This window comes from Pseudomonadota bacterium (assembly GCA_030860485.1).
In the GTDB taxonomy this organism is placed as follows: Bacteria; Pseudomonadota; Gammaproteobacteria; order JACCXJ01; family JACCXJ01; genus JACCXJ01.
The window spans coordinates 18,407-28,157 of the sequence record JALZID010000095.1; the positions used below are offsets into that span (position 1 = coordinate 18,407).

General features: G+C 62.8%; 9 protein-coding genes. 3 read left to right on the plus strand and 6 right to left on the minus strand.

Annotated features, from left to right (window positions below):
• Positions 1-32: 32 nt before the first annotated feature.
• From M3461_05430 to M3461_05455, 6 genes are all read right to left on the minus strand, one after another.
• Positions 33-992: an ABC transporter permease gene (locus tag M3461_05430; protein ID MDQ3773827.1), complete on the minus strand. Its 960-nt coding sequence runs from the start codon at positions 990-992 to the stop codon at positions 33-35.
• Between the two features lie 2 nt (positions 993-994).
• Entirely contained in the window at positions 995-1,957 is a 963-nt protein-coding gene (locus M3461_05435; protein ID MDQ3773828.1) for an ABC transporter permease, read from the minus strand.
• Between the two features lie 3 nt (positions 1,958-1,960).
• Positions 1,961-4,075, minus strand: coding sequence for a peptide-binding protein (locus M3461_05440; protein MDQ3773829.1), 2,115 nt, complete (start codon positions 4,073-4,075; stop codon positions 1,961-1,963).
• Between the two features lie 216 nt (positions 4,076-4,291).
• Positions 4,292-4,462 carry a hypothetical protein gene (locus M3461_05445; protein ID MDQ3773830.1) on the minus strand — a complete coding sequence of 57 codons (171 nt, stop codon included), beginning with the start codon at positions 4,460-4,462 and terminating at the stop codon, positions 4,292-4,294.
• Positions 4,459-5,010 (minus strand): type II toxin-antitoxin system RelE/ParE family toxin, encoded by a 552-nt coding sequence (locus M3461_05450; GenBank protein MDQ3773831.1) that lies wholly within the window; start codon positions 5,008-5,010, stop codon positions 4,459-4,461. The genes M3461_05445 and M3461_05450 overlap by 4 nt, the downstream gene beginning before the upstream one ends.
• A gap of 5 nt (positions 5,011-5,015) precedes the next feature.
• Complete coding sequence (locus M3461_05455) at positions 5,016-5,285, minus strand: hypothetical protein (protein ID MDQ3773832.1); 270 nt, start codon at positions 5,283-5,285, stop codon at positions 5,016-5,018.
• A gap of 544 nt (positions 5,286-5,829) precedes the next feature.
• On the opposite strand from M3461_05455, the gene M3461_05460 reads away from it, so the two are divergent.
• From M3461_05460 to ppsA, 3 genes are all read left to right on the plus strand, one after another.
• Entirely contained in the window at positions 5,830-6,177 is a 348-nt protein-coding gene (locus M3461_05460; GenBank protein MDQ3773833.1) for a hypothetical protein, read from the plus strand.
• A 277-nt stretch (positions 6,178-6,454) separates the two neighbouring features.
• On the plus strand, positions 6,455-6,790 hold the full coding sequence (locus M3461_05465) for a hypothetical protein (protein ID MDQ3773834.1): 336 nt from the start codon (positions 6,455-6,457) through the stop codon (positions 6,788-6,790).
• A 132-nt stretch (positions 6,791-6,922) separates the two neighbouring features.
• Positions 6,923-9,307 carry a phosphoenolpyruvate synthase gene (gene ppsA, locus M3461_05470; protein MDQ3773835.1) on the plus strand — a complete coding sequence of 795 codons (2,385 nt, stop codon included), beginning with the start codon at positions 6,923-6,925 and terminating at the stop codon, positions 9,305-9,307.
• Positions 9,308-9,751 lie beyond the last annotated feature (444 nt).

Here is a 9,751-nt window from a genome sequence, read left to right on the forward strand (position 1 = left end):
CTTCCCGGACATTGTCTTTTCTCCCTCAGAATCTAACGCGCCCGCAGCCTCGGGTTCAGCGCCTCCCGCAAGCCCTCGCCCACCAGATTGAAGGCCAGGACCACGATGAGGATGGCAGAGCCGGGGAGGAAGAAGAGCCAGGGGGCGTCGAAGATGAAGTCCTTGCCGTCGGCCAAGATGTTGCCCCAGGTGGCGTAGGGCGGCTGGACGCCGAAGCCCAAAAAGCTCAGGGCCGATTCGGTCAGGATCGCACCGGCCACATCGATGGTCGCGGAGACGAGCACCGGCGCCATGGCGTTCGGGACCATGTGGCGGAAGATGATGCGGCGCTCGGGCACGCCCAAAGCCACGGCCGCGACCACGAAGTCCTGCTCGCGTAATGACAGGAACTCGGCGCGCACGAAACGCGCGGTGCCCTCCCAGCTCGTCAGGCCTATCACCACCATGATGTTGTAGATGCTGGGCGGCAGGAGGGCCACGACGGTCAGGACCAGGAAAAACGCCGGGAAGCACATCATGGTGTCGGTGAAGCGCATAATGAGCGTATCCACCGTAATGAACCCGAGCCGCACGTTGCCGTAAAAACCGGCCAGCCCGCCCAGGGTTATCCCGACCGTGACCGCGATCCCGACCGCGATGAAGCCGATCGAGAGTGAGACGAAAGAGCCCTGCAGCATGCGCGCGAACACATCGCGGCCCAGCTCGTCGGTGCCGAGCAGATAATGGCCGAACACGGGGACATCCTGGATCCCCGTGGAGGCCGGGGAGAAGGGCGGCAGGAACTTGTCGGGAAGCCGGATGGCGGCTGGATCGAAGACCACCCACCACTCGGTCAGGACTTTCCCCGCAAGCGCCGCGAAGAGTAGGAGACACAGGGCCGCGAGGCCGACTGAGGCGAGCCGGTCGCGCCGGAAGCGTCGCCACGCCTCGGAGATTGGCCCCAGCGCGGGCGTGGGCTCTACGAGGTCCGGGGTTATCGAGGTGCTGGCCATTCTCACTCCAGACGGATGCGTGGATCGACCAGCACGTACAGCAGATCCGAGATGAAGGTCCCGGCCAAGGTCAGGACCGCTGCGATGAAATTGAGCGTCAGGATCACCGGGAAGTCGCGCGCCAGGATTGCCTCGTAACCGAGCCTGCCGAGTCCGGGCCACGCGAAGATCTGCTCGAAGATCACCGAGCCCCCGATGAGCCCGGGTAACAGGAACCCGAACATGGTCACAAAAGGCAGGAGCGCGTTGCGCAGCGCATGTCCGTAAATGACCGATTCCTCGGGCAGGCCCTTGGCACGGGCGGTGCGCACGTAGTCCTGCGAGATCACCTCCAGCATCTGCGAGCGCACGTAACGCGACAGGATCGCGATACCTCCCGCGGCCCCCATAAGCGAGGGGATGACCAGGTGCCAGATCCGATCCATGAATTGGAACACGGGCTCAGCGTCCTCGGTGCCGAAGGTCTTCATGCCGATGACGGGGACATTCAAGAAACTCACGACGCCCAGGATCACGAGGTAAGAGAGAAAAAACCCCGGGATCGAGATGAGCGTGTAGGCCAGCACCGTCGTCGTTCGATCGAAGCGCGAGCCGCGCCGGACCGCCGCCTGGATCCCCACCGGAAACGAAAGGCTCCACACGATGAGCGTGGTCCCGATAAACAAGGGCAGGGAGTTGAGGAAACGCTGCCCGATCTTCGGCAGCACCGGCTGGCTGTCCTTGAAGGATTTGAGCTCCCCGGTCGCGAGATCGCGCAGCCAGTAGGCGTACTGGACATAGAGCGGCTCGTCGAGGTGGAAGGCCGCGCGGATGCGGGCGATGTCCTCAGGCTTCATGCGCGGGTTCGAGGGATCAACCTGGCTCGGCTCGCCGGGCGCGAGATGGATGACGGAGTGCGCCAGGATCGAGACGAAGAACAAGAGCACCAGGCGCTGGGCGATGTTACGGACGATGTAGGCCCACATGGCTCAGAAATCCGGGGTGTAGGCGAGCTTGCGCCAGCGGTTGAAATAGTAGGAGATGTTACCGCCCTTCGTCGGGTAGATCTTCACGTAGCGCTCTCGGCCGTCCGGCTCGCGCTCGACGATCACGATCTTCTTGTCGAGCACGCGGGTGCTCTTCGGCGCGTACAGGAAGGTGTAGGGCTGGTCCTCGGCGATACGCCGGTGGAGCATATGGGCCAGCTTGCGCTGGCGCTCGCGATCGTACTCCTGGCGGATCTCGACAATGAGGTCGTCCGCCTCGGGGCTTTTATAGGCGACGAAATTGAGCTGTTCGGGGCCGGTCTGGCTCGAATGAAAGAGCTGGTAGAGATCGGGGTCGAGCGGCGTCATGCTCCAGCCGAGCACCAGGGCATCGAACTCCCCCTTGTTCACGAAGTCCTTGAGGAACACCGCCCACTCGAAATACTGCGTATTGCACTTCACGCCGATCTTCTTCCAGGCGTTCTGGGCGACGGTCATGATGTTCTTGCGCTGGGGGTTGGTGTTGGTGATGAGGTTGAACTCGAATACCTTACCGTTCCTTTCGAGCCAGCCCTCCTTATTGGGCTTGAAACCCGCCTCTTCCAGGAGTCGCCGGGCGCCGACAGGATCGTAGGGCAGGGGAGAAACCGAGGGGTCGTACCAATCCGATTCTTTGGCATAAGGCCCGGTCACCTGTTCGCCCTCGCCGTAGAGGAGGTATTGGATGATCTCGCCGACGTCGATCGCCATCCCGAGCGCACGGCGAACGCGCGCATCCTGGAACACGGGACGGCGTAGGTTATAGCCGATGTAGGAATACGCAAAGGCCAGGCTCGTGAATGATTGATATTTTGGGTCCTTCAGATAGCGATTGACCTGGTGCGGCAGCGCCCCGTAGTAATCGATGGCGCCGGTGCGAAATTCGACCTCCTGGGTCAGCAGATCGGGGATGATGCGGAGGTAATAGTCATGATACTCCGGCGCGCCTTCCCAATAGTCTTCGTTGCGTCTCAGGTGGATCCGCTCGTCGCTTTGCCATTCGACGAAGCGGAACGGACCGGCGCCGATGGGCGCGCGATTGAATCCGGCATCCCGCATCCCGAAGGCCGCCCGCGCCGTCTCCGAGAGCCCGCGTGCGGCCATCTCTTGGCTCAGCGCGTCCTCGCTCAAGAGATGCGCCGGCAAAATCCCCATGGTCCAGGCGTTGATGGCGGGCGAATAGAGGCGCTTGTAGACGACCCGTACGGTATAGGGATCCAAGACCTCGACGCGCTTGATGGGCTCGAAGTCGGAGCCGCGCGGCGATAGGTTCCTGGGGTTCATGATGGCCTCGTAGGTGAAGCGCACGTCCTCGGCCGTGACCTCGTGGCCGTCGTGGAAGCGCACGCCCTTCCGGAGATGAAAGAGGATCACCGGGTTGTGCTCGGCGACCGGCAGGATCTCGGCGAACCGGGGTCGTATCGTTTCGAGCGCCGCGGGATCCTCGGTACGGATATGGCGCTCGTAGGGAAAGCCCGCGAGATAATCGGGGCCGATAACGCGCTCGAGATACCCGAAAAAGTCCTGGTCCACGCGCCCGAGGGAGAAGTGCAGGCGCTCCGGCACCGCGACCGCCACACCGAGCTTCTGGGGCGCCGCATCGCCCTGCGGCGGCAGCTCGATGGTCTCGGTGCGCCGCTCCGCCGGCAGGAGGCGCATGGCGGTGACGAGCCCTTCGAGGGCCCGCAATTCACCGCTCGTCCTCCCCTCTGCGATGCGTTGCAGGAGCACCGGCCCGCTCACCGGCGTACCATCCGGGAAGCGGCGCTCGGGGTTGACCAGCAGGTAGGCCTCCTCGGTCACCCCCCAATCCGTCGCGATCCGTCCGCGCAGCCGCAGATCCGCGTCGAGGTCCAAGAGACCCTCGAATACCAGCCCCACGATCTGATTGCTGACTGTATCAGCGTTCAGGATCGGGTTCAGGACCTCGGCGTCGCCGATCGAGGCATCGATATACTTCGAGAGCCGCGCCGGATTCCCCGTGCTCTGGTCCTCGTAGGTCGGCACCCAGAAATACGACTGGGCGAGCGCCGCGACGAGGACCAGCGGCAGGGCGATGAGCCAGCGTTTGAGGGTCATGGCGAAGGTATCTCCAAGCGGTGCGGACGGCCGAGGACCATGGGCTTACCCTATGATAGCGCCAAGGGCAGAAATCCCACATCGCTACCCTCGGCCACCGGACGCCGGCAATCCCTGCCCGGGGTTGTTATTACCGAAACGGTCCTGTGCACTCCAGGTTCACCGATGCGCAATTCAGAGGAGCCAAGCTTCCATCGGACACCCTCCTTCGAGAACCTAAAAACTCAGCGTGATCACCGTAAAGATGACGCGGTTCGGGACGAAACCGAAGTTACCGCGGAAATCTCCTGGGATCGGGTCCCGGTCGGGTACCGGTGTCAGACTAGGAAAACTGTCGTCCTGGAATCGGAATTCTTCGTCCAGGAGGTTCCTGATCCCAAAGCTCATGATGCCGAGTCGCTTCGGCAGACGATAGCCGAGAGCGGTGTCGGCCAGTCATCGCGGCCATCTCCAGGAACTTCGGAGAGACCCGCGATCTCTTGTCGGACATAGGTCATGCCGAGCGTGGCAAAGAACCCCGCGGGATGGAAATACCGGATAGTTAAGGGCACACTGATGGTGTCTAGATCCGGCGTAAGACCGGGAAATGGTTCTTCATTGTCCTCGAACGTGTCCAAGCGACACTCGACACTCGCGGCCCATTCGGATGAAGGTGTCCAGTACAGGTAGCCGCTACCGCTTTCGGTAATCTCCCTGCGGTGACCAATCGCATGAATCACGATCGTCTGTTCGTCGTGAACTACCTCATAAAGGACACGGTAATCACCCGCGCGACGTTTATAGAGTCCTGCGAGGTCACCCGTCAATGCTTCAGGTTTGATCTCGTCCAGATTCGCAGCCAGCCAATGGATTCGCTCAACGATGCGACGACCAACAGGTTTATCTAACCGTGCTAATTCATGGATAGCCGCATCTAAGATGAGGATGCGATACATGGTGATCACTCCAAGCTAAGTCGTCGTACCACATCTTCAAACGGTTCACCCCGCTCACCCTTTGCAACAGCCTGTTTCTGGCGCAAGAGCCTATCACGCATCAACTTTCTAATAGGCAGCCCTTCATCAGGGTCACCAAGCAATTCTAGTAACTTCTGCTCGATGATGGCTTCGATCATTTCCCTGAGTTCGCCTTTTGTCATCTGAGCCACTGTGGCAGCCACATCATTCTCCGTAAACTTGCTGGTTGAAGAATCGCTGTTCGAGGCGGCCAACGTAGCACGTTTGAAAGCGAGGGCAACGTCTGCGCCAAACCGGAGTTGGCCAGCATCACGGTATCACGCGCCAGTGATCGTGATAGGTACGTAGACTCTTTGTGCCATCCATCCGAGAAGCACCAAGATTCCTAGGCGTGGGTTCATGCCTTCGCACCTCGCACTGAGGCCCTCTGCGCACGCGTGTGCCTGCCCTACGGTTGGAGCAGTCACGGCAACGGCCAAGTAGTGCCGACCGAGGCCACGTTCTTGGATGATGTGGGCGGTCTCCGTGGCAAAGCGCCGACAATGCGACTCGAACGCGTCGGCGGCATCGGCGTTTATCGTCAGAACGTCTCAGCCGGTACGCTCCCCGGCCTCGTCAGTCATCACCATCGCCCTGTCAAAAAGGGCGGGCCTCTTCCCGCGGTGCATACAGGTTCTCGAGTCGCAGAAATTCCAGGCAGGCGTCTGCAGGTGTGTCCTGATTGGTGAGGGACGCGATTCGCGGTGCCACACGAACTGGAGCGGAAGCCTGTTCACGCTCGAACTCCCGGTTGAGCGCGTGAAGCTCGTTTACAAGGTCGTGATCAAAAAGCTGAACCTCGATTCCGTGAGTCTGCAGGAGCTTTACGCCCCCGCCCCTGATACTTACGTTCGGGTCAATAGCTCCAATAATGACTCTTCTGACCCGATGCTGCACCAATCTCTGAGCGCATGGAGTCTTGTCCGGACCACGCAGGATGCAGGGTTCGAGAGTCGTATATACGGTGGAGTTTGCGGCCGTCTCGCGAACTTTGGCCAGTACGCACTCGAGGGCGGTAAATTCGGCGTGGTCGCCGGGGCGGAATTGCCCACGGTGCGCTTTCGCAATAACGGAACCGTCTCTCACTACTACGACACCGACGAATAGGCTGGGCTGCTTCTCCTGACGACTCAACTTGGCTTCCTCGATCGCCAGACGCTGGAAATCTCTGTCGGTCTTCACGGTCCTCTGCGAGTCCTCTGACAACAGGAGGCTATGTCGTCGCCTGGCCAAAGGAAATAAGATCAGCCGCGCCGGACAAGAAGCTTGAAAAAGCGATGGCGATCCACGGCGCCAGCCGCGCGCCTGATTGGGCCAAGGCGCCTGAAGGATCCCACCATTTAGCCCAGGAGACAAGCGGCGAGGGGTTTCCGGTGAAGCACTGATGACTCGCAGCGACATTGTCGACGGCACCCTGGTGCTCTGGCTGGAGGCCGCACAGGTAAGCCGTGGAGTCCACTGGGATGGGTACGGCCATCCTGACCGGGAAGGCGTGGGCACCGAGATCGCGAATCGAGGCGACGATACGGTCTGGCAGTCGCTCATGTCGAACCGAAGCGATCCGTCACCCCGGGCAGGGATTGACGGGGGCCAGCGGCCGACACTAGCGATCCGGATCAAGGGGCGGCCAAGCCGCGGAAGCGGTGGCCGGATAGGCGCGGAATACGCCGCTGGATCGAGCCGGACGCTTTTTGAGGACCGCCCGTGCGCCGTGGCGTAGAATGGCGGCACTGTGGCGGCCACCGCCGGCGTGGGATCGTTCAAGCGCCGGTGAGCGAGGCCCGCGGAGTGCTGGGGCCCCCGGCCGGGGTCTAAACGCACAAGACCGGCGTCGCGATGCCGGGAGGGGACGATGACACCAGCCTATATCCTCGATTTCCAGTCGATCGGGATGCGGGATGTCCACCGGGTCGGCGGCAAGAACGCTTCGCTCGGCGAAATGATCAAGCATCTCTCCGAGGCCGGTGTTCGAGTGCCGGGCGGATTCGCGACCACCGCCGAGGCCTATCGCGACTTTCTCGGCCAAGAGGACTTGGAAGGGCGCATCCGCAAGCGGCTCGCCGGGCTCGATGTGGAGAATGTGCGGGCGCTGACCGCGGCCGGCGCCGAGATCCGCGGATGGCTCCTCGGTGCCCCTTTCCCGCCGGGCCTGGCCGAGGCGATCGCGGGGGCCTATCGGGGGCTCGATGGGATGCGGGACGCACTGGCCGTCGCGGTGCGCTCCTCGGCGACGGCCGAGGACTTGCCCGAGGCGTCCTTCGCCGGCCAGCAGGAGACCTTCCTGAACATCCGCGGGGTCGAGGCGGTGCTCGAGGCCGTCAGACGCGTCTTCGCTTCGCTTTATAACGACCGGGCCATCGCCTATCGGGCCCACCACGGCTTCGCGCATGAGACCGTGGCGCTGTCGGCTGGGGTCCAACGCATGGTGCGGAGCGACGTGGGCACGAGCGGCGTCCTGTTCACGCTCGACACGGAATCGGGGTTTCCGGAGGTGGTCCTCATCACCGCGGCCTACGGGCTCGGGGAGTTGGTGGTCCAGGGGGCGGTCAACCCCGACGAGCTGTGTGTATATAAACCCAACCTGCGGGCCGGCCGGCCGGCCGTGATCCAGCGCCACCTCGGCGACAAGGCGAAAAAGATGGTCCTGGGCGAGTCGAGCGATGCGCCGACGCGGGTCGTCGCAGTTCCCCCCGAGGATCGCGAGCGGTATTCCATCCCGGACCCCGAGGCCGAGGCGCTCGCACGCTACGCGCTCTCTATCGAACAACACTATGGGCAGCCCATGGACATCGAATGGGCCAAGGACGGGACCGACGGCCTGCTGTATATCCTCCAGGCCCGACCCGAGACCGTGAAGAGTCGGGCCGCGATCCAGCACCTGGAGCGCTATGTCCTCAAAGCCCGCTCGCAGGTGCTGGCGACCGGTCGCAGCATCGGGCAGCGGATCGGCGCCGGGAGGGCCTGTCTGATCGATGGGGTCGAGGGAATGGAAAGGCTCAGGCCCGGCGATGTGCTCGTGACCGACATGACCGATCCTGACTGGGAACCGATCATGAAGCGCGCCGCCGCCATCGTGACCGATCGCGGCGGCCGCACCTGCCATGCCGCCATCGTGGCCCGCGAGCTGGGGGTTCCGGCGGTGGTCGGCACCTCGGATGCCACGCGACGGATCGCCGACGGCGTCGAGGTGACCGTGTCCTGTGCCGAGGGCGAGACCGGTTATGTCTACGAGGGCCGGCTCGACTTCGAGCACCGCACGGTCGCGCTCGAAGCAATGCCCGAGCTTCCGGTCAAGATCATGATGAACGTGGGCAACCCCGAGCGCGCGTTTGCGTTCGCCGCGCTCCCGAACCATGGGGTGGGGCTCGCGCGCATCGAGTTCGTCATCAATCGGATGATCGGTGTGCACCCCAAGGCGCTCCTCGAGTATGAGAGCTTGCCGCCCGCCTTGCAGGCGGAGATCCGACAACGCGCGGCCGGATATGCCGATCCGGTGAGCTTCTTCGTCGAGCGCCTGGCCGAGGGGGTGGCGACCCTGGCGGCGGCCTTCGCCGATAAGCCGGTCATCGTGCGGCTTTCGGATTTCAAATCCAACGAGTATTCCAATCTCCTCGGTGGGGAGCGCTTCGAGCCCAGGGAGGAAAACCCGATGCTGGGATTCCGCGGGGCGGCGCGCTATATCGCACCGGCCTTTCGCGACTGCTTCGATCTCGAGTGCCGGGCGCTCCGCCAGGTGCGCGAGGACCTCGGTTTCCGCAATGTCGAGGTCATGGTCCCGTTCGTGCGCACGCTCGACGAGGCGCGCGAGGTGACCTTGCTGCTCAGGGACAACGGCCTGGTGCGCGGGCGCGAGGGGCTACGCCTCATCATGATGTGCGAGCTACCCTCGAACTGTCTCCTGGCCGAGGCCTTTCTGGAGTACTTCGATGGCTTCTCGATCGGCTCGAACGACCTCACACAGCTCACGCTCGGCATCGACCGGGATTCGGCGCTCGTGGCCGGCCGTTTCGACGAGCGCGACGGTGCTGTCAAGGCCCTCCTGCACCTCGCCATCGCCGGGTGCCGCAGGTCCGGGAAATACATCGGGATCTGCGGCCAGGGCCCTTCGGACCATCCCGATCTCGCCCGCTGGCTGCTCGATGAGGGCATCGAGAGCATCTCGCTCAACCCCGACACCGTGGTCGAAACCTGGCTGTACCTCGCGGGCGAAGCGCGATCGGCGCTGCCGCAGTCCTAAACCCGGTTGGACACCTCGCCGACGCGCTCAAGCGGCGCTTCGGAGCGCGCTTGGGATCGAGCCGGTGCACACGCGGTCGACGCGCTACCGGGGTTACGTCCCCGATCTGCTTCTCCTGCTGCTTGCGCGTGCGTGTTCTCCTATCCCGGCAAGTCTTGCATATCTTGTTGACCCATGAGGCTTATCTCCGAAAGACAGGGTTTGGCAAAGGCTTTGCCTAAACCAAGTTTAACCCATCTTTCTCAACCCACCTTAGGAAATGCCGAGTTTTCGAGGTTTACCCTTCGGGAAGGCGCATGGACTTCCCCCCGTTCCGCGGACGATTTACGGCTTGGGATTCAAGCCGTGCATTGCGGTGGTTGCGGGTTCGGTGTTGAACATATCCTCCTCTCGTAGTTGACGGGTGACAAGTAGGCGATGGACGAGTGCCGACGATGCGGGTTG

What these genes read in the sequence shown, in the direction of transcription:
- M3461_05430 (MDQ3773827.1), bottom strand. Translation starts at nt 992, where the DNA reads ATGGCCAGCACCTCGATAACCCCGGACCTCGTAGAGCCCACGCCCGCG.
- M3461_05435 (MDQ3773828.1), bottom strand. Translation starts at nt 1,957, where the DNA reads ATGTGGGCCTACATCGTCCGTAACATCGCCCAGCGCCTGGTGCTCTTG.
- M3461_05440 (MDQ3773829.1), bottom strand. Translation starts at nt 4,075, where the DNA reads ATGACCCTCAAACGCTGGCTCATCGCCCTGCCGCTGGTCCTCGTCGCG.
- M3461_05445 (MDQ3773830.1), bottom strand. Translation starts at nt 4,462, where the DNA reads ATGAGCTTTGGGATCAGGAACCTCCTGGACGAAGAATTCCGATTCCAG.
- M3461_05450 (MDQ3773831.1), bottom strand. Translation starts at nt 5,010, where the DNA reads ATGTATCGCATCCTCATCTTAGATGCGGCTATCCATGAATTAGCACGG.
- M3461_05465 (MDQ3773834.1), top strand. Translation starts at nt 6,455, where the DNA reads ATGACTCGCAGCGACATTGTCGACGGCACCCTGGTGCTCTGGCTGGAG.
- ppsA (MDQ3773835.1), top strand. Translation starts at nt 6,923, where the DNA reads ATGACACCAGCCTATATCCTCGATTTCCAGTCGATCGGGATGCGGGAT.